The organism is Streptomyces sp. NPDC057543 (genome assembly GCF_042801895.1).
GTDB lineage: Bacteria > Actinomycetota > Actinomycetes > Streptomycetales > Streptomycetaceae > Streptomyces.
This window is the reverse complement of record NZ_JBHVFF010000196.1, coordinates 1-16,224: the sequence shown is the minus strand read 5'-3', so window position 1 is coordinate 16,224 and position 16,224 is coordinate 1. Positions and strand designations below refer to the sequence as shown.

18 protein-coding genes and 5 tRNA genes are annotated in these 16,224 nt (G+C 69.0%); 7 read left to right on the top strand and 16 right to left on the bottom strand.

What is annotated here, in order from left to right; all coding sequences use genetic code 11:
• Positions 1-52 precede the first annotated feature (52 nt).
• The 4 genes from ACFU8Q_RS27790 to leuC all read right to left on the bottom strand — a co-directional run bounded on the left by ACFU8Q_RS27790 (position 53) and on the right by leuC (position 3,202).
• The gene (locus ACFU8Q_RS27790; RefSeq protein ID WP_384458565.1) at positions 53-703 is read right to left on the bottom strand and encodes an HU family DNA-binding protein; all 651 of its coding nucleotides are present in this window, start codon (positions 701-703) and stop codon (positions 53-55) included.
• 143 nt (positions 704-846) lie between these two features.
• On the bottom strand, positions 847-1,074 hold the full coding sequence (locus ACFU8Q_RS27785) for a hypothetical protein (protein WP_093545158.1): 228 nt from the start codon (positions 1,072-1,074) through the stop codon (positions 847-849).
• Positions 1,075-1,178: 104 nt separating this feature from the next.
• On the bottom strand, positions 1,179-1,772 hold the full coding sequence (gene leuD, locus ACFU8Q_RS27780; protein WP_384458562.1) for a 3-isopropylmalate dehydratase small subunit: 594 nt from the start codon (positions 1,770-1,772) through the stop codon (positions 1,179-1,181).
• A gap of 5 nt (positions 1,773-1,777) precedes the next feature.
• Positions 1,778-3,202, bottom strand: a complete 1,425-nt coding sequence (gene leuC, locus ACFU8Q_RS27775) for a 3-isopropylmalate dehydratase large subunit (RefSeq protein WP_384458560.1) — start codon at positions 3,200-3,202, stop codon at positions 1,778-1,780.
• A 177-nt stretch (positions 3,203-3,379) separates the two neighbouring features.
• On the opposite strand from leuC, the gene ndgR reads away from it, so the two are divergent.
• Complete coding sequence (gene ndgR, locus ACFU8Q_RS27770; RefSeq protein ID WP_384458558.1) at positions 3,380-4,096, top strand: IclR family transcriptional regulator NdgR; 717 nt, start codon at positions 3,380-3,382, stop codon at positions 4,094-4,096.
• Positions 4,097-4,170: 74 nt separating this feature from the next.
• Here the strand turns inward: ndgR and ACFU8Q_RS27765 are convergent, their stop codons facing one another.
• On the bottom strand, positions 4,171-4,668 hold the full coding sequence (locus ACFU8Q_RS27765; protein ID WP_384458556.1) for a DUF4188 domain-containing protein: 498 nt from the start codon (positions 4,666-4,668) through the stop codon (positions 4,171-4,173).
• A 92-nt stretch (positions 4,669-4,760) separates the two neighbouring features.
• Between ACFU8Q_RS27765 and ACFU8Q_RS27760 the strand changes: the two genes are divergently transcribed.
• Positions 4,761-5,402 (top strand): MerR family transcriptional regulator, encoded by a 642-nt coding sequence (locus ACFU8Q_RS27760; protein ID WP_384458554.1) that lies wholly within the window; start codon positions 4,761-4,763, stop codon positions 5,400-5,402.
• A gap of 92 nt (positions 5,403-5,494) precedes the next feature.
• Here the strand turns inward: ACFU8Q_RS27760 and ACFU8Q_RS27755 are convergent.
• The 6 genes from ACFU8Q_RS27755 to ACFU8Q_RS27730 all read right to left on the bottom strand — a co-directional run bounded on the left by ACFU8Q_RS27755 (position 5,495) and on the right by ACFU8Q_RS27730 (position 6,822).
• Positions 5,495-5,567 (bottom strand) — tRNA-Glu (locus ACFU8Q_RS27755).
• A gap of 25 nt (positions 5,568-5,592) precedes the next feature.
• Positions 5,593-5,664: transfer RNA gene (locus ACFU8Q_RS27750), tRNA-Gln, on the bottom strand.
• A gap of 12 nt (positions 5,665-5,676) precedes the next feature.
• A tRNA-Glu gene (locus ACFU8Q_RS27745) sits at positions 5,677-5,749 on the bottom strand.
• Positions 5,750-5,809: 60 nt separating this feature from the next.
• A tRNA-Glu gene (locus ACFU8Q_RS27740) sits at positions 5,810-5,882 on the bottom strand.
• Positions 5,883-5,907: 25 nt separating this feature from the next.
• Positions 5,908-5,979 (bottom strand) — tRNA-Gln (locus tag ACFU8Q_RS27735).
• Between the two features lie 147 nt (positions 5,980-6,126).
• The gene (locus ACFU8Q_RS27730; protein WP_384458552.1) at positions 6,127-6,822 is read right to left on the bottom strand and encodes an HAD family hydrolase; all 696 of its coding nucleotides are present in this window, start codon (positions 6,820-6,822) and stop codon (positions 6,127-6,129) included.
• Between the two features lie 172 nt (positions 6,823-6,994).
• On the opposite strand from ACFU8Q_RS27730, the gene ACFU8Q_RS27725 reads away from it, so the two are divergent.
• The gene (locus ACFU8Q_RS27725) at positions 6,995-7,150 is read left to right on the top strand and encodes a hypothetical protein (RefSeq protein ID WP_384458550.1); all 156 of its coding nucleotides are present in this window, start codon (positions 6,995-6,997) and stop codon (positions 7,148-7,150) included.
• A gap of 38 nt (positions 7,151-7,188) precedes the next feature.
• Here ACFU8Q_RS27725 and ACFU8Q_RS27720 read toward each other — a convergent pair whose 3' ends face one another.
• The 5 genes from ACFU8Q_RS27720 to ACFU8Q_RS27700 all read right to left on the bottom strand — a co-directional run bounded on the left by ACFU8Q_RS27720 (position 7,189) and on the right by ACFU8Q_RS27700 (position 10,606).
• Positions 7,189-7,560 carry a hypothetical protein gene (locus tag ACFU8Q_RS27720; RefSeq protein WP_384458548.1) on the bottom strand — a complete coding sequence of 124 codons (372 nt, stop codon included), beginning with the start codon at positions 7,558-7,560 and terminating at the stop codon, positions 7,189-7,191.
• Positions 7,557-7,820 carry a hypothetical protein gene (locus ACFU8Q_RS27715; protein ID WP_384458546.1) on the bottom strand — a complete coding sequence of 88 codons (264 nt, stop codon included), beginning with the start codon at positions 7,818-7,820 and terminating at the stop codon, positions 7,557-7,559. Before ACFU8Q_RS27715 ends, ACFU8Q_RS27720 begins: the two co-directional genes overlap by 4 nt.
• A gap of 76 nt (positions 7,821-7,896) precedes the next feature.
• Positions 7,897-9,369, bottom strand: coding sequence for a glutamate--tRNA ligase (gltX, locus tag ACFU8Q_RS27710; RefSeq protein ID WP_384458544.1), 1,473 nt, complete (start codon positions 9,367-9,369; stop codon positions 7,897-7,899).
• The gene (locus ACFU8Q_RS27705) at positions 9,362-10,138 is read right to left on the bottom strand and encodes a fumarylacetoacetate hydrolase family protein (RefSeq protein WP_384458542.1); all 777 of its coding nucleotides are present in this window, start codon (positions 10,136-10,138) and stop codon (positions 9,362-9,364) included. Before ACFU8Q_RS27705 ends, gltX begins: the two co-directional genes overlap by 8 nt.
• Before the next feature lie 279 nt (positions 10,139-10,417).
• A complete protein-coding gene (locus tag ACFU8Q_RS27700) occupies positions 10,418-10,606 on the bottom strand; it encodes a hypothetical protein (RefSeq protein WP_384458540.1) in 189 nt (62 codons plus the stop codon).
• A 580-nt stretch (positions 10,607-11,186) separates the two neighbouring features.
• Here ACFU8Q_RS27700 and ACFU8Q_RS27695 point away from each other — a divergent pair.
• The 4 genes from ACFU8Q_RS27695 to ACFU8Q_RS27680 all read left to right on the top strand — a co-directional run.
• The gene (locus tag ACFU8Q_RS27695; RefSeq protein ID WP_384458538.1) at positions 11,187-14,978 is read left to right on the top strand and encodes a nitrate- and nitrite sensing domain-containing protein; all 3,792 of its coding nucleotides are present in this window, start codon (positions 11,187-11,189) and stop codon (positions 14,976-14,978) included.
• A complete protein-coding gene (locus ACFU8Q_RS27690; RefSeq protein WP_003966009.1) occupies positions 14,979-15,401 on the top strand; it encodes a roadblock/LC7 domain-containing protein in 423 nt (140 codons plus the stop codon).
• A gap of 133 nt (positions 15,402-15,534) precedes the next feature.
• On the top strand, positions 15,535-15,942 hold the full coding sequence (locus ACFU8Q_RS27685; RefSeq protein ID WP_003966010.1) for a DUF742 domain-containing protein: 408 nt from the start codon (positions 15,535-15,537) through the stop codon (positions 15,940-15,942).
• Positions 15,923-16,224, top strand: a 302-nt coding sequence (locus tag ACFU8Q_RS27680; RefSeq protein ID WP_351831093.1) for an ATP/GTP-binding protein, incomplete at its 3' end; no start/stop codon positions are given. The genes ACFU8Q_RS27685 and ACFU8Q_RS27680, both read left to right, overlap by 20 nt.

Here is a 16,224-nt window from a genome sequence, read left to right as displayed (position 1 = left end):
CCCCGAGGGGAGCCCGGCCCGGCGCGTGTGAGCAGCCGTGCGCTGCCCGGCCTCACTTCTTGCGCGCTGTGGCCTTCTTCGCCGTGGTCTTGCGCGCCGTGGTCTTCTTCGCGGGCGCCTTCTTCGCCGTGGCCTTCTTGGCGGGCGCGGTCTTCTTGGCGGCCGTCGTCTTCTTCGCCGCCGCGGCCGTGGTCTTCTTCGCCGCTGCCGTGGTCTTCTTGGCTGCCGGAGCGGCCTTCTTCGCGGTGGTCTTCTTCGCGGCCGCGGTCTTCGCGGCGGTCACGGCCTTCTTCGCCACGGCCTTCTTCGCCACGGCCTTCTTCGCCGTGGCCTTCTTGGCCGCAGCCTTGGCCGTCGTACGGGCAACACCGCCCGTGAGGCTGCCCTTGGGCGCCTTCTTCACGGCCACCTCGCCCTTGGGGAGCTTCTTCGAGCCGCTCACCAGGTCCTTGAAGCCCTGTCCCGCGCGGAAGCGGGGCACCGAGGTCTTCTTGACCCGCACCCGCTCACCCGTCTGCGGGTTGCGCGCGTAGCGGGCGGGACGGTCGACCTTCTCGAACGAGCCGAAGCCGGTGACCGAAACACGGTCTCCCGCGACAACCGCACGGACGATCGCGTCGAGCACCGCGTCAACGGCGTCCGCGGCCTGCTGACGGCCGCCGACCTTGTCGGCAATCGCTTCTACGAGCTGCGCCTTGTTCACGTCTTCCCCTTCGGAGACATTGCCAGAACGAAAGTGTTCAAGCGTTTTCGCACGTTAGGCAGATATATACCGCAAATCAAACACGAAACGGGCTAATCACCCTAGTGCCGCAACGAAGTCGACCGCTGCACAGTTCCGCAGAGTCAGTCACCTTCGGGGAATCGGCCCTCATCGAGGTCCTTCATCAACCGGTCCAGACGCCTTGCCGCATCCGGGAGATCGTGCTTAGCCGCGGCCGTGATGACCAACAGCTTCCGGGACAGCGCCATCCTTACGCCCTCCGGGACTTGCAGTGTGCGCACTCTTGTGTGCGCTTCCTTCAATCGGTCGGCGACTTGGCCGTAAAGCTTGAGTTGGCTGTCGCGTTCCATGCACCGATTGTGCCATCTGGGGCGAGTTGTCGCCCGACGGGGTCTCAACAAGCGACTGCGCCCCCTACCAGAAGGCAGGGGGCGCAGTCCTGGGAACGCGCTGCTCAGGCGTGAATTGTACGCGGCTTGAAGCTCGGCCTCGCCGCCTCGTAAGTCGCGATGTCCGCTTCGTTCTGAAGGGTGAGGCTGATGTCGTCCAGCCCGTTCAGCAGGCGCCAGCGGGCGTTCTCGTCGAGCTCGAAGTCGGCGGTGATGCCCGCTGCGCGGACCTGTCGCGCCTCCAGGTCGACGGTGATCTCGGCCGTCGGGTCGGCCTCGGCCAGCTCCCAGAGCGCGTCGACGACCTTCTGGTCGAGTACGACGGTCAACAGCCCGTTCTTCAGCGAGTTGCCGCGGAAGATGTCGGCGAACCGGGAGGAGATGACGGCCTTGAAGCCGTAGTTCTGCAGCGCCCACACGGCGTGTTCGCGGGATGATCCGGTGCCGAAGTCGGGACCGGCAACCAGCACCGTGGCACCGCTGCGCTCGGGGCGGTTGAGGACGAAGTTCTCGTCCTTGCGCCAGGCTTCGAAGAGTCCGTCCTCGAAGCCGTCCCGGGTGACCTTCTTCAGCCAGTGGGCGGGGATGATCTGGTCGGTGTCGACGTTGCTGCGGCGCAGCGGGACGGCCCGGCCGGTGTGTGTGGTGAAAGCTTCCATGATTCTCAGACTCCGGCGGGCGTACGGGCGTCGGACAGGTCGGCCGGCGAGGCCAGGTGGCCCAGCACGGCGGTCGCGGCGGCGACCTGCGGGGAGACCAGGTGCGTGCGGCCGCCCTTGCCCTGCCGGCCCTCGAAGTTGCGGTTCGAGGTGGAGGCGGAGCGCTCGCCGGGGGCCAGCTGGTCGGGGTTCATGCCGAGACACATCGAGCAGCCCGCGTGCCGCCATTCGGCGCCCGCGGCGGTGAAGACCTTGTCCAGGCCCTCCTCGACGGCCTGCAGGGCGACCCGGACGGAGCCCGGGACGACCAGCATCCGTACGCCTCTCGCGACTTTACGGCCGTCCAGGATCGCGGCCGCGTTACGCAGGTCCTCGATCCGGCCGTTGGTGCAGGAGCCTACGAAGACGGTGTCCACGTTGATGTCGCGCAGCGGCTGGCCGGCGGTCAACCCCATGTATTCCAGGGCCTTTTCGGCGGCGTTGCGCTCCGAGGCGTCCTCGTACGAAGCCGGGTCGGGGACGTTGGCCGACAGGGGCGCGCCCTGGCCGGGGTTGGTGCCCCAGGTGACGAACGGCGCCAGTGCGGCGGCGTCGATGACGACCTCGGCGTCGAAGACCGCGTCGTCGTCGGTGCGCAGCGTCTTCCAGTACGCGACGGCGGCGTCCCAGTCCTCGCCCTGCGGGGCGTGGTCGCGGCCCTTCAGGTAGTCGAAGGTGGTCTCGTCCGGGGCGATCATGCCCGCCCGGGCGCCGGCCTCGATCGACATGTTGCAGATGGTCATCCGGGCTTCCATCGAGAGCTTCTCGATGGCCGAGCCGCGGTATTCGAGGATGTAGCCCTGGCCGCCGCCGGTACCGATGCGGGCGATGATCGCCAGGATCAGGTCCTTGGCCGTGACGCCGTCGGGCAGTTCGCCGTCGATGGTGATCGCCATGGTCTTCGGACGGGCCATCGGCAGGGTCTGGGTGGCCAGGACGTGCTCGACCTGGCTGGTGCCGATGCCGAACGCCAGGGCGCCGAAGGCACCGTGCGTGGAGGTGTGGGAGTCGCCGCAGACGACCGTGGTGCCGGGCTGGGTCAGACCCAGCTGCGGGCCGACCACGTGCACGACGCCCTGCTCGACGTCGCCCAGCGGGTGCAGTCGTACACCGAACTCCGCGCAGTTCTTGCGCAGGGTCTCCAACTGGGCGCGGGAGACCGGGTCGGCGATCGGCTTGTCGATGTCGAGGGTCGGGGTGTTGTGATCCTCGGTGGCGATGGTGAGGTCGAGGCGCCGCACCGGGCGTCCGGCCTGCCGGAGGCCGTCGAAGGCCTGGGGGCTGGTCACCTCGTGCAGCAGGTGCAGATCGATGAAGAGGAGGTCGGGCTCACCTTCGGCGCGCCGGACGACATGGTCGTCCCAGACCTTCTCCGCGAGTGTCCTACCCATCGCTTTCCCTCCGGCCGGCGTCTTCGCCGGCCCAACTAGAGATTCGGTGCGCCGCCGTCCGGAAACCCCCGTGCGGGGCGGTGGCTACGGGGCCGTTGTGTGGCCGCCCCTACAGGTTCGCAACTTCCGCCGAAAATTGAACTTGCGTTTCACAGAGTGAGACGGGAGTATCGTCGTATGGACAACTCTAGCGGCGTCGGCGTTCTCGACAAGGCAGCTCTGGTACTGAGCGCCCTGGAGTCCGGTCCGGCCACCCTCGCCGGGCTGGTCGCGGCGACCGGGCTCGCACGACCCACGGCCCATCGACTGGCCGTGGCACTGGAACACCACCGGATGGTGGCGAGGGACATGCAGGGCCGATTCATTCTCGGCCCCCGGCTGGCGGAACTCGCGGCGTCGGCGGGCGAGGACCGTCTGCTGGCCACGGCGGGGCCGGTGCTCACCCACCTGCGGGACATCACGGGCGAGAGCGCGCAGCTCTACCGGCGACAGGGCGACATGCGGATCTGCGTGGCGGCGGCGGAGCGGCTGTCCGGCCTGCGGGACACCGTGCCGGTCGGCTCCACGCTCACGATGAAGGCCGGCTCGTCGGCCCAGATCCTGATGGCCTGGGAGGAGCCGGAGCGCCTGCACCGCGGCCTCCAGGGCGCCCGCTTCACGGCGACGGCACTCTCGGGCGTACGGCGCAGGGGCTGGGCCCAGTCGATCGGCGAGCGCGAGCCGGGCGTCGCCTCGGTCTCCGCACCGGTCCGCGGCCCCTCGAACCGGGTGGTGGCCGCCGTCTCGGTCTCCGGACCGATCGAGCGGCTGACCCGGCACCCGGGCCGGATGCACGCGCAGGCGGTCATCGACTCGGCGGCGAGGCTGAGCGAGGCCCTGCGCCGCAACGGCTGACGGACGCAGGAAAAACGTACGCAGGAGATACCTTCCGGCCGCCCCAGCGTCGTGGCGGCCCCCCTCTCAGCACCTCACTTCGCGGACGAGCGGTGCGCGAGACGGTCCGCCGCCCGGCGGCCCCGCCCCTCGATCGGCAGTACGCCGGTCGCCGCGGCCAGTCCGTAGGCCGGCATATCGGCGTAGATCGATTCGTAGCCGCCCTCGGGCACTATGTACGTCTCGTGCCACAGGCCCACGTGCTGCCGGGACTTCTTCTCCTTGCGGTTGATCATCGCCCACGCCTTGCGATGGAACATGTCGGGAGCGCTCGCGTACGCGTACAGCTTCTCCCTCGACTCCCAGTACTGGACGACGTAGTACGTCCGCGGCGAGCCGGACAGCAGTGTGTAGCCGAGCAGACCGCGCCCCTTGTCCTTGCTCAACTCCCGCAGCATGCGCGGCATTGCCACCAGCACGGGCAGCCAATGATGCACGCCCCAGAAGTGGTTGATGCGCATCCCGATGAGCAGGACGACCACCTCCCCCTCGGCTGCGGCGGTCGTCCGCCCCGGAATCGGCTTCGCGAACATGGCCGTACCCCCTTCTCCCATTGGAGAGCGCCACTATCCAATGATTGGATAGTGGCACTGCCCAAGAGGTGGCGCAAGGGAAGGCACGGAACATGCGACTCTCGGAACTGAGCGAGAAGAGCGGCGTCAAGACCGCGACGATCAAGTACTACCTGCGCGAGGGACTGCTGCGGCCGGGTCACCGGATCAGCGCGACGCAGGCCGAGTACGACGAGAGCCATCTGCGCCGGCTGCGCCTGGTGCGGGCCCTGATCCAGGTGGGCCGTCTGCCCGTGGCGACGGCCCGTGAGGTCCTCTCCCATGTCGACGACGAGTCCCTGGGCCGCACGATCCGCCTGGGCGCCGCCCTGTGGTCGCTCCCGCACGGTCCGGACCCCGACGAGGAGGCTCCCGAGACGGCGGCCGCCCGCGAGGAGGTCGAACGGCTCCTGGACCGGCTCGGCTGGGCGACCTCGCAGGAGCTCGGCTCCCTGTCCCCCGCCCATCGCGCGCTGGTGTCGTCGGTGGCCACCCTCATCCGGCTCGGCTATCCCTGCGATGTCGAGTACCTCGCCGAGCAGGCCCGCCTCATGCACCAAGTCGCCGTCCAGGACCTGGACATGATGGAGACATACCCCACGGAGGCGGAGCAGGTGGAGACGGCGGTCGCGTCGGCCGTGCTCTACGAGCCGCTGCTGATGTCGCTGCGCAGGATGGCCCAGGAGGAGGAGTCGGCGCGGCGGTACGGACTCTGACGGACGATCGGCAGACATTTTGGCGGACGTTCTGACGGACAAGCAGAAGGGCCCCTCACCGGAGTGAAGGGCCCTTCTCTGTCGCTCTGTTGTACCCCCGACCGGATTCGAACCGGCGCTACTGCCGTGAGAGGGCAGCGTGCTAGGCCGCTACACAACGGGGGCTTGTTACTACTCTTGCATTTCTGCGCTGGGCTACCAGGACTCGAACCTAGAATGACGGTACCAGAAACCGTAGTGTTGCCAATTACACCATAGCCCATGGTGTTACAAGTACCCCCGACCGGATTCGAACCGGCGCTACTGCCGTGAGAGGGCAGCGTGCTAGGCCGCTACACAACGGGGGCCCTAGCGATCCTGCATCGAGAGCGTGGGTGCGACCCAGACGATCTCGCGGGAAGGATCTGTACCCCCGACCGGATTCGAACCGGCGCTACTGCCGTGAGAGGGCAGCGTGCTAGGCCGCTACACAACGGGGGCTTGTTACTACTCTTGCATTTCTGCGCTGGGCTACCAGGACTCGAACCTAGAATGACGGTACCAGAAACCGTAGTGTTGCCAATTACACCATAGCCCACCAAAACTCAACCCCTTGAAGGGGTTTTGTTCGGTTTGCGCTTCCCGTTCGGATCTTCCGTCCCGCTCGGGCGGCGCAGGAAGAACATTACCCGAAGGTGTCCGGCGCTCCAAAACGGGTATTGCCCGCCAGGACCTGTCCGGCGGATCAAGGTCGGGCAGGCCCCAGCAGGCCGGGCAGCTGATCGAGCCCGCTGATCCGGACGAGTTCGGGGCGTCCGCCGCGGCCGCCCCGGTCGAGCCAGATCCCCATCAGCCCCGCGGCGACCGCGCCACTGGCATCGATGTCCGGTTCATCCCCCACGTACGCCACCTCCTGCGGATCCAGCGCCAGCGCCGCGCAGGCTGCGTGGAAGGCGCCGGCCTCGGGCTTGGAGACGCCCAGCTCCACGGCGCACACCACGGCCTCGAACCGCTCCCGCACACCGAGCGCGCGCAGCTTGCGGTCCTGGTTGTGGATGCTGGAGTTCGACAGCACCCCGTGCCGGAACCCGTCCGCCAGCCGGTCCAGGGCGGGCAGCACATCAGGAAAGAGCGACCAGGCGGCCTCGTAGTGGGCCGCGTGCCGAGCAAACCAGTCGTCGGCCTCGGCGTCGTCCAGCGCCCGCGAGACGAACTCCCGGACCCGGTCCCGGCGCTGCCCCTGGAAGTCCGTCTCCCCGCCGGCGAACCGCGCCCAGTGCGCATCGGTGATCGCCCGCCACGCGACGAGGGCCTGCTCGACGGAGTCGTATCCGTCGGGCAGGCCCTCCTGTTCGAGATGCCTGCGCATTCCGACGCGGTCGGCACCCGTGTAGTCGAAGATCGTGTCGTCGATGTCCCAGAGAACGGCGCGGATCGTCATGCGGCCCAGCGTAGATTCCTACGCGGACAGTGCGGTGGGTTTCGCTGTGCTCTGAGACCGATGAAGACAATCTTCGGGTCGTCGATCTCCTCGGGGATGAACAGGTCGTCCGGGCCACCGGGCCACCGGGTCATGGACGAGACTGCCGACTTCGTACAGGTCGCCTCTTGTCGTGTCATCCCTGCTGTTCCCGATCACTTGCCACGCCTACCTCAACGACCTGACGTGGAACGCGCATTGCGACGACGCCTACGCGCCGCTGAGGGAACAGTTCGGGGAGCGGCTGAAGAAGCTCCAGTTCCGGTACCAGGACCCGGGAGGTGAGTGACGTGGCGGGATCGTGGTCTCCGACCGACGCACAGCACGTCAGGGCTTGCCGATATCGACCGCCCACACCCCCGTCCCGATGTACGCCTCGGGAGTCGCCGTCAGTACCAGGCTCTCCGGCTCACCCGTTGCCGTCGCATATACCGCGTGCGCGTGCCGCCAGTCGACGCCCGCTGAAACCGTCTGCTCCACGACAGCCGCCGCCGCGAAGTCCAGGGACAGGAATTCCACGGCCGGCAGGGCTCCCACATGCGCGGTGGCACCGGGCAGTTCGAGGCTCGCCGCCAGCAGGCACAGCGCGGGAACATGCGCACGCTGGCCGGGTTCGTCCGTCCCGATCACCGCGAGCCCGGACAGCATCCGATGGCCTCGGCAGAGTGCGAGCACGGCCGTGTGGTCGAGGACGATCACCGACGCTCACCCAGCCGCCGGGCCAGGAGCTCCGCCCGCCATTCCCTCGCGGCACTCAGATCCTCGTCGGAGAGGTCCACGCCGAAATTCGCGCGGACGTACGCGACGGCGCGCGCCGTTCGCTCCGCCTGCTCCGACTCCGTCGGCGTGGCCGCGACCACGCGCTCGACATACGCCCGCGTACTCATGCCGCGTTCCTCCGCCAGGGTGCGGAGGCGATCCCTTATGCCTTCGTCGATCTTGATCGTGGTGTCAGCCATGAAGCCAGAATACGATTGAATACCGATGGGGTGGCTGCTCGGCCGAGCAGCCACCCCATCGTGTGATGCGAACCCGCTACGCGGCCAGCTTGGCCAGTGCCGCGTCGATGCGGGCCAGGGTCTTCTCGCGGCCCAGGATCTCCAGGGACTCGAAGAGCGGCAGGCCGATCGTGCGGCCGGTGACCGCTACGCGGACCGGGGCCTGGGCCTTGCCGAGCTTCAGGCCGTGCTCCTCGCCGGCGGCGAGGATGGCGTTCTTCAGGGCGTCCGCGTTCCACTCGGCGTCGGCCAGCTTGGCGCGGGCCGTGGTCAGGAGGGCGTCGGAGCCCTCCTTCATCGCCTTGTTCCAGGACGCCTCGTCCGTCGCCGGCTCGTCGAGGAAGAGGAAGTCGACGTTGGCGGTGATGTCCGAGAGGACCGTGACCCGGGTCTGGGCGTGCGGGGCGATCTCCGCGAACTGCTCCGCGTCGAAGGACTCCGGGGCCCACGGGGCGAACGGGGCCTTCAGCCAGGGGCCGCAGGCCTCGGTGAACGCCTTCACGTCCATCTTGCGGATGTGCTCGGCGTTGATGTGCTCGCACTTCTTCAGGTCGAAGCGCGCCGGGTTCGCGTTGACGTCCGCGATGTCGAACGCGGCCACCATCTCCTCGACGGAGAAGATGTCGCGGTCCTCGGCGATGGACCAGCCGAGCAGGGAGAGGTAGTTGAGCAGCCCCTCGGGCAGGAAGCCGCGCTCGCGGTAGAGATTGAGCGAGGCCTGCGGGTCGCGCTTGGAGAGCTTCTTGTTGCCCTCGCCCATGACGTACGGGAGGTGGCCGAACGCGGGGGTGCTCTTGGCGATGCCCAGCTCGATGAGCGCCTTGTAGAGGGCGAGCTGCCGCGGGGTGGAGGAGAGCAGGTCCTCGCCGCGCAGGACGTGGGTGATCTCCATCAGCGCGTCGTCGACCGGGTTGACCAGCGTGTAGAGCGGGGCGCCGTTGGCGCGGACGATGCCGTAGTCCGGCACGTTCTCCGGCTGGAAGGTCAGCTCGCCGCGGACCAGATCGGTGAAGGTGAGTGCCTCGTCGGGCATCCGGAAGCGGACGATGGACGTGCGGCCCTCGGCCTCGTACGCGGCGATCTGCTCGGCCGTGAGGTCGCGGCAGTGACCGTCGTAGCCGGACGGCTTGCCGGCGGCGCGGGCTGCGTCGCGGCGGATGTCGAGCTCTTCGGTGGTGCAGTAGCAGTGGTAGGCGTATCCGCCGGTGAGGAGCTTCTCGGCGACATCCTTGTAGATGTCCATGCGCTGCGACTGGCGGTACGGGGCGTGCGGGCCGCCGACCTCGGGGCCCTCGTCCCAGTCGAAGCCGAGCCAGCGCATCGAGTCCAGGAGCTGGTTGTAGGAGTCCTCGGAGTCGCGGGCGGCGTCGGTGTCCTCGATACGGAAGACCAGGGTGCCGCCGTGGTGCCGCGCGAAGGCCCAGTTGAAGAGGGCGGTGCGGACCAGGCCCACGTGGGGGTTGCCGGTCGGGGAGGGACAGAAACGTACGCGGACAGGTGCGTTAACCACGCTTGATCACCTTGTTGGTGAGAGTGCCGATGCCTTCGATGGTGACGGCGACCTCGTCGCCGACATGGAGGGGTCCGACCCCTGCGGGAGTGCCGGTGAGGATCACATCGCCCGGGAGCAGCGTCATGGCTTCCGTGATGTGGACGACAAGATCCTCGATCGAGCGGATCATGTCGCTCGTACGGCCCAATTGGCGTTGCTCGCCGTTGACCGTGGCCTGAATGGTCAGGTCGCTGGGGTCGAGGTCGGTCTCCACCCAGGGGCCGAGCGGGCAGGACGTGTCGAAGCCCTTGGCCCGGGCCCACTGCTTCTCGCGCTTCTGGGCATCGCGGGCGGTGACGTCATTGGCGCAGGTGTAGCCGAAGATGACGTCCTTCACGCGCTCGCGCGGCACTTCGCGGCACATGCGGCCGATGACCACGGCCAGTTCGGCCTCGTGGTGGAGCTCATTCGAGAAGGAGGGGTACTCGATGGCGTCGCCGGAGCCGATCACCGAGGTGGTGGGCTTGAAGAAGGTGATGGGGACGTCCGGCACCTCGTTGCCGAGCTCCGCGGCGTGCTCCGCGTAGTTGCGGCCGATGGCCACGACCTTGTTGGGGAGCACGGGCGGCAGGAGGCGGACCTTGCTCAGCGGGACCTTCGTGCCGGAGAGCTCGAACTCGGCGTACGGAATGCCCTTGATGATGTCGAGGACGAGACCATCGGGCCCGTCGCCCTCGACGGCGCCGAAGGCGACATTGCCGTCGATGGAGAACCTGGCGATGCGCACGGGATGCTGTCGCCCCTCACTTGCTTGCTGGCTGAAGACTGACGCTCCAGGCTAACGCCTCGCCCTGCGAGGTTTGCCCGAAAGGAGCGTCGTCCGGTGCGTCCGATCGCAAGGCGGCCGGAAGCCCTCGGAGGGGGTCCCCCCCCCGGTCCTCAATACCTTGAGGGAGGAGCTACTAGGGCTTTTGGCCAACGGCGCGAGCGTCCGTGCCGGGCGGCGCGACGGGGCAAACCTCGCAGGGCGAGGCGTTAAGCGCGGGTGAGGGGGACGACGTGCGCATTACTCCGCGGCCGCGACCGTTGCCGGGGCTTCCATGAGGATGGTGCGGCGGGGGTTGGCCGTCTGGGTGGGCAGGTCGAGCGCGTGCTCCGGCAGTTCCGGCGTCCGCAGCTCTTCGGCGTCCTTGAGGTGCGCCAGCGTGGTGCGCCGGGGGTTGGCAATGTTGCGGAACATCATCGTCGTCTTCATCTGCCGTTCGGACCCTGTCGGTACGGGCGCCGCCCGGAGGGGCGCCGGTTGTCGGATTTGCCATCCCTGTAAAGCGTCAGGCTAAACATCGAATTCCCTTCGGAAGCCCGGATGAGACGGCGATCATCATGTGAGTTTGCTCACGAACACGTTGACAATTACCTCATTTCGGGCGGTCGATCACCTTGGAAGAAACGGACATTGCGTCACTGAATCAGCCATTCCGCTCCTGATCATGTCGACTGGGACACCCTTCACCCTTCGTCGATTCACCCGTAATGATCCACTTTGACCGCGAACACGCTCCACGGCTTGTTACGCAGCCATCACAACGCGTCATCCAGGTCACAGCCGGGTACGGGGCCCTTGTTGGAGATCCGGCACTGTGCTGGAATTCCACGCACCGCCGCGGGTTTCAGGCCGGCGCGCAGGGGGCGCAACGCAGCGCCGAGTGGCGGCGGGAAGGGGAAGAGCGCCGGTCACTCACGACCACCATGGGGCGGGTACGACGCCCCACGACGCCGACACCGTCCCATCCGCTTCGCGCGGAGGGACGCCTGGTCCAGAGGTTGCGACGCTAGTGCAGGGACGTTTCAAGAGGGATGGCAGCGCTGCGGCGGAACAGGAGCCGCACGGCGGGACCGACCGCGGATCCTCGCCCCAGCACGCCCAGAACCCCGGACCGGCCTCGGCCGGCGACAGCAGCGACCGTGACCGGGGCCCCGGTGCCACGGCGGCCGCCGACACCGACCCGATCTCGTCGCTCAAGCCCCGGGGTCCCGTCAACACGGGCTCGCGAGTGGCTCTGCGCAACTGGCGCATCAGCACGCGTCTGGTCTCCCTGCTCGCCCTTCCCGTGGTCGCCGCGACCACGCTGGGCGGGCTGCGGATCAACGACTCCATGAACGACATGCAGCAGCTGGATCACATGCAGCTGCTGACCAAGATGACCAAGCAGGCGACCACGCTCGCCCAGGCGCTCCAGGAGGAGCGCGACCGCTCGGCCGGTCCGCTGTCCAACGGGGTCAAGGCCGACGACTTCAAGGTCACCGAGCCCCGCAAGAAGTCCGACCGTGCGAAGGCGGCCTTCCTCGAAGCCACGAACTCGATCGGCGACCCGTCCGGCGACGAGGCCCTCGAAGGCATCTATTCGAGCGTCCAGCAGATCGCCAGCCAGCTGACCGAGATCCGCAATATCCGCAAGACGGCGTACGCCAAGGGCACCCCGAGTCTCCAGACCGTCGACCAGTACAGCCAGCTCATCACCTCGCTGCTGAGCCTCTCGCAGGACATGGCGCAGGCGACCAGCAACGCGGAGATGATCAAGCGGACCCGGGCGCTGGCGGCCTTCTCCTCCGCCAAGGAGTACGCCTCGGTCCAGCGGGCGATCATCGCCGCGGCCCTGCCCGGCGGCAACGACAAGCAGCCACACCTCGACGAGAACGACCAGCAGTTCGGCCGCGCCGCACTGCGCAAGGAGGCCACGGCACGCCGTTCCTTCGCCGCCGTCTACGAGGCCACCGGCAACAATGCCGACGAGCTGACCGCCACGCTGGACGAGGGCAACCCGGAGATCAAGGCCGCCAACACCTACGCGAAGAAGGTGCTGGACAGCCCCTCGGGCATGACCGGCACCCCGCGGCGCTCCTACCTGGACTGGTACGACCAGAGCTCCACCAAGATCCAGGCGATGAAGACGATCGAGGAGACCCTCCTCAGCGACATGGAGGGCAAGGCCCGCGAGCTCCGCGACCAGTCGAAGAGCGAAGCGATCATCAGCGGTGCGCTCATCCTGCTGGTGCTCGGTGTCTCACTGGTCGGTGCCTTCGTCGTCGCCCGGTCGATGATCCGCTCGCTGCGGCGGCTGCAGGACACCGCTACGCGCGTCGCGCAGGACCGGCTGCCCGAGCTCGTCAAGCAGCTCTCCGAGGCCGACCCGCAGGACGTCGACACCTCGGTCGAGTCGGTCGGTGTGCACTCCCGGGACGAGATCGGCCAGGTGGCCGCGGCCTTCGACGACGTGCACCGCGAGGCGGTCCGCCTCGCCGCAGAGCAGGCCCTTCTGCGGGGCAACGTCAACGCGATGTTCACCAACCTCTCGCGCCGCAGCCAGGGCCTCATCCAGCGTCAGCTCTCGCTCATCTCCGAACTGGAGTCGCGCGAGGCCGACCCGGACCAGCTCTCCTCGCTCTTCAAGCTCGACCACCTCGCGACCCGCATGCGCCGTAACGGCGAGAACCTCCTCGTCCTCGCGGGCGAGGAGCCGGGCCGCCGGTGGACCCGCCCCGTCCCACTGGTCGACGTGCTCCGGGCCGCCGCCTCCGAGGTGGAGCAGTACGAGCGCATCGAACTGGCCGCGGTGCCCGCCACCGAGGTCGCCGGCCGCGTGGTCAACGACCTCGTGCACCTGCTCGCGGAGCTGCTGGAGAACGCCACGTCGTTCTCCTCGCCGCAGACGAAGGTGCGGGTCACCGGTCACGCGCTGCCCGACGGGCGGGTGCTGGTCGAGATCCACGACACGGGTATCGGCCTCTCCCCCGAGGACCTCGCGGCGATCAACGAGCGGCTCGCCTCGCCGCCCACCGTGGACGTCTCGGTCTCCCGCCGCATGGGTCTGTTCGTGGTCGGCCGGCTGTCCCTGCGGCACGGCATCCGGATCCAGCTGCGGCCCTCCGACTCCGGTGGTACGACCGCGCTGGTCATGCTGCCCGTCGATGTGGCGCACGGCGGCAAGCAGCCGGCCCCCAAGCAGGGGCCGGGGCAGCAGTCCGCCCCCGGCGGTCTGCTCGGCGGTGCCGGCGGTCCGGGGCAGGGCAACGGTTCCCGTCCCGGTCTCGGTGGGGCTCCGGCGGCCCCGGCCGGCCGGCTCGCCTCGGGTCCGGGCGCCGCGCGTGGTCAGGTCGGTGCGGGCTCCGGTCCGCGCGCCGCACTGCCCTCGCGGGACGGCGGACCCCGTCGGCCGCAGGACCAGCAGGGTCAGCCGGGCCAGCAGAACGCCGGCTTCCAGTCCAACGGACCGGCCGACGCCGGTCCGCAGGACAACCCGCGCCAGGAGCCGCAGCGTCAGGGCGGTGGCCTCGCCGGTGCTTTCGGCAACGGCGCCAGGCTCGGTGCGCGCGGCCAGGGCGACGGAACGGGCCGTACGGACTCGGGACGGGCCGACCTGTTCGGCCAGAACCGCCAGGACCCGAACCGCCAGGACCCGAACCGCCAGGACTGGAACGACCAGAGCCACAACGGCCAGAACCGCAACGACCAGGACCGCTTCGACCAGCAGGGGCAGACCAACGGCCCCGCCCCGTGGGGGACGCCGCAGCCGCAGCGGGCCCGGCAGAACCCGGCCGGCCAGGGTGGCTTCCCGCGGTCCGGCGGCCCGGTCGAGCCCGGTCGTCAGCTGCCCCCGGTCGGCGGTCCGCGGGCCGAGCTGCCCGGTGGCAATCCACAGCCGCAGCGCCCGCAGACCACCAGCTGGGGCGCCGACGAGCCGTCCGCCCCGCGGCGTACCCCGCTGGACGCCCCGCGCGGTCACGAGGAGCCCGAGTCCACCGGCCGGTTCCAGCGGCCGATGAGCCCGCCGCTCGCCCCGCGGCCGGCCATGGACGACCGGCAGGGCCCCGGCTCCACCGCCGAGTTCGCCCGCCCGGACTTCTCCGGCCCGGCCCCGCAGGCTCCGTCGCCGCTGGACCCGGCGAGCACCGCGCAGTTCGCCCGCCCAGACTTCGGCCAGCCGCAGCCCGGGCAGGACCAGGGCCTGCCGGCACCGCGTCAGCTCGACCGGGACAACGGGGACTTCGGTGCCCCGCGTCCGCCCGCCGCGCCCCACGGTGACGGGCAGTACCGTCCGGTCCTGCCGCCGCAGCCGCAGCCCGAGGCGCTGCCGCCGGCCGGGCCCGGGGACGGTCGTACGCCGCTGTACGACACCCTGGAGACGAACTGGTTCCACGGCCCGCAGCAGGGCGGTCAGCAGCCGCCCGCCGGGCCGCAGGCGCCCGCGTCGGCCCCGCACCAGCCCGGCCAGGAGCTTCCCGCTCCGGCGCCGCGCCGCACCGGAGCCGACAACGGCGGCACCACACCTTCCTGGCGGCCCTCGCCGAACGACGAACTCGTACGGCAGGCGGAGCGGGTCAAGAAGCCCGCGGCGGGCGGAGTCACCACTTCCGGACTGCCTCGCCGGGTACCTCGCGCCAACCTGGTTCCGGGCACCGCCCAACAGCAGAACCATCAGTCCGGTCCTCAGGTGTCGCGTGCGCCCGATGATGTACGCGGGCGGTTGACCAATCTCCGCCGGGGCATCCAGCAGGGACGGCAGGCCAACAACGGCCAGTCGACCGGCAATTTTCCACTCGGCCCCACTCACCAGCAGGAGCGTTAGTTGAGCCCGATGAGTCAGGCCGCGCAGAATCTGAACTGGTTGATCACCAACTTCGTGGACAACACCCCCGGGGTGTCGCACACGGTGGTGGTCTCCGCCGACGGACTCCTGCTGGCCATGTCCGAAGGTTTCCCCCGTGACCGCGCCGACCAGCTGGCGGCCGTCGCCTCCGGTCTGACCTCGCTGACCGCGGGCGCCTCGCGGATCTTCGAAGGCGGCGCCGTAAGTCAGACCGTGGTGGAGATGGAACGCGGGTTCCTCTTCCTGATGTCCATCTCCGACGGCTCCTCCCTGGCCGTTCTCGCCCACCCGGACGCCGACATCGGTCTGGTCGGGTACGAGATGGCACTCCTGGTCGACCGGGCGGGCACCGTCCTCACCCCGGACCTCCGTGCCGAGCTCCAAGGCAGCCTGCTCCACTAGGCGGCCGCGGATCGATGACAGACTCGATTGCCCCAGGTAATGCCCTCATTTCTCACCCGTCAGGCCGCATAGAGCCCCCACCGGCCCCCTTCAGACGGCAAGCCGACACTCTGCTGTCACGCCCGGAGGATTCATGACCCCGCCACCCGCCTCACCCGATCCGTACGGGGCACTGCACCACGCGTCGTACGACGGTGAAGGCGACCAGCCGCTGGTCCGTCCGTATGCCATGACCGGCGGCCGGACCCGGCCTCGCTACCAGCTCGCGATAGAGGCGCTGGTCTCCACCACGGCCGACCCCGCGCATCTGGGGACGCTGCTCCCCGAGCACCAGCGGATCTGCCACCTCTGCCGTGAGGTCAAGTCGGTGGCCGAGGTCTCGGCGCTGCTGTCGATGCCGCTCGGTGTGGCCCGGATTCTTGTCGCGGACCTGGCGGAAGCCGGCATGGTGGCCATCCACCAGCCGGGCAATGGAGAGGCCGGCGGCGCGCCGGATGTAACACTGCTCGAAAGGGTGCTCAGTGGACTTCGCAAGCTCTAGCGGCGGTGCTGCCCGGGCCACCACCTCGGCGAAGATCGTGGTGGCAGGGGGCTTCGGCGTGGGTAAGACCACGTTCGTCGGTGCCGTTTCGGAGATCAACCCGTTGCGTACGGAAGCCGTGATGACGTCCGCGTCCGCGGGCATCGACGACTTGACGCACACCGGCGGCAAGACGACGACGACCGTCGCGATGGACTTCGGCCGCATCACCCTGGACCAGGACCTGATCCTGTACCTCTTCGGTACGCCCGGACAGGACCGCTTCTGGTTCATGTGGGACGA

Excerpts from the sequence above, each read along its gene's own strand:
- ACFU8Q_RS27785 (WP_093545158.1), bottom strand. The coding sequence starts at position 1,074 with ATGGAACGCGACAGCCAACTCAAGCTTTACGGCCAAGTCGCCGACCGA.
- leuD (WP_384458562.1), bottom strand. The coding sequence starts at position 1,772 with ATGGAAGCTTTCACCACACACACCGGCCGGGCCGTCCCGCTGCGCCGC.
- leuC (WP_384458560.1), bottom strand. The coding sequence starts at position 3,202 with ATGGGTAGGACACTCGCGGAGAAGGTCTGGGACGACCATGTCGTCCGG.
- ndgR (WP_384458558.1), top strand. The coding sequence starts at position 3,380 with ATGGACAACTCTAGCGGCGTCGGCGTTCTCGACAAGGCAGCTCTGGTA.
- ACFU8Q_RS27765 (WP_384458556.1), bottom strand. The coding sequence starts at position 4,668 with ATGTTCGCGAAGCCGATTCCGGGGCGGACGACCGCCGCAGCCGAGGGG.
- ACFU8Q_RS27760 (WP_384458554.1), top strand. The coding sequence starts at position 4,761 with ATGCGACTCTCGGAACTGAGCGAGAAGAGCGGCGTCAAGACCGCGACG.
- ACFU8Q_RS27730 (WP_384458552.1), bottom strand. The coding sequence starts at position 6,822 with ATGACGATCCGCGCCGTTCTCTGGGACATCGACGACACGATCTTCGAC.
- ACFU8Q_RS27715 (WP_384458546.1), bottom strand. The coding sequence starts at position 7,820 with ATGGCTGACACCACGATCAAGATCGACGAAGGCATAAGGGATCGCCTC.
- ACFU8Q_RS27700 (WP_384458540.1), bottom strand. The coding sequence starts at position 10,606 with ATGAAGACGACGATGATGTTCCGCAACATTGCCAACCCCCGGCGCACC.
- ACFU8Q_RS27685 (WP_003966010.1), top strand. The coding sequence starts at position 15,535 with ATGACCCCGCCACCCGCCTCACCCGATCCGTACGGGGCACTGCACCAC.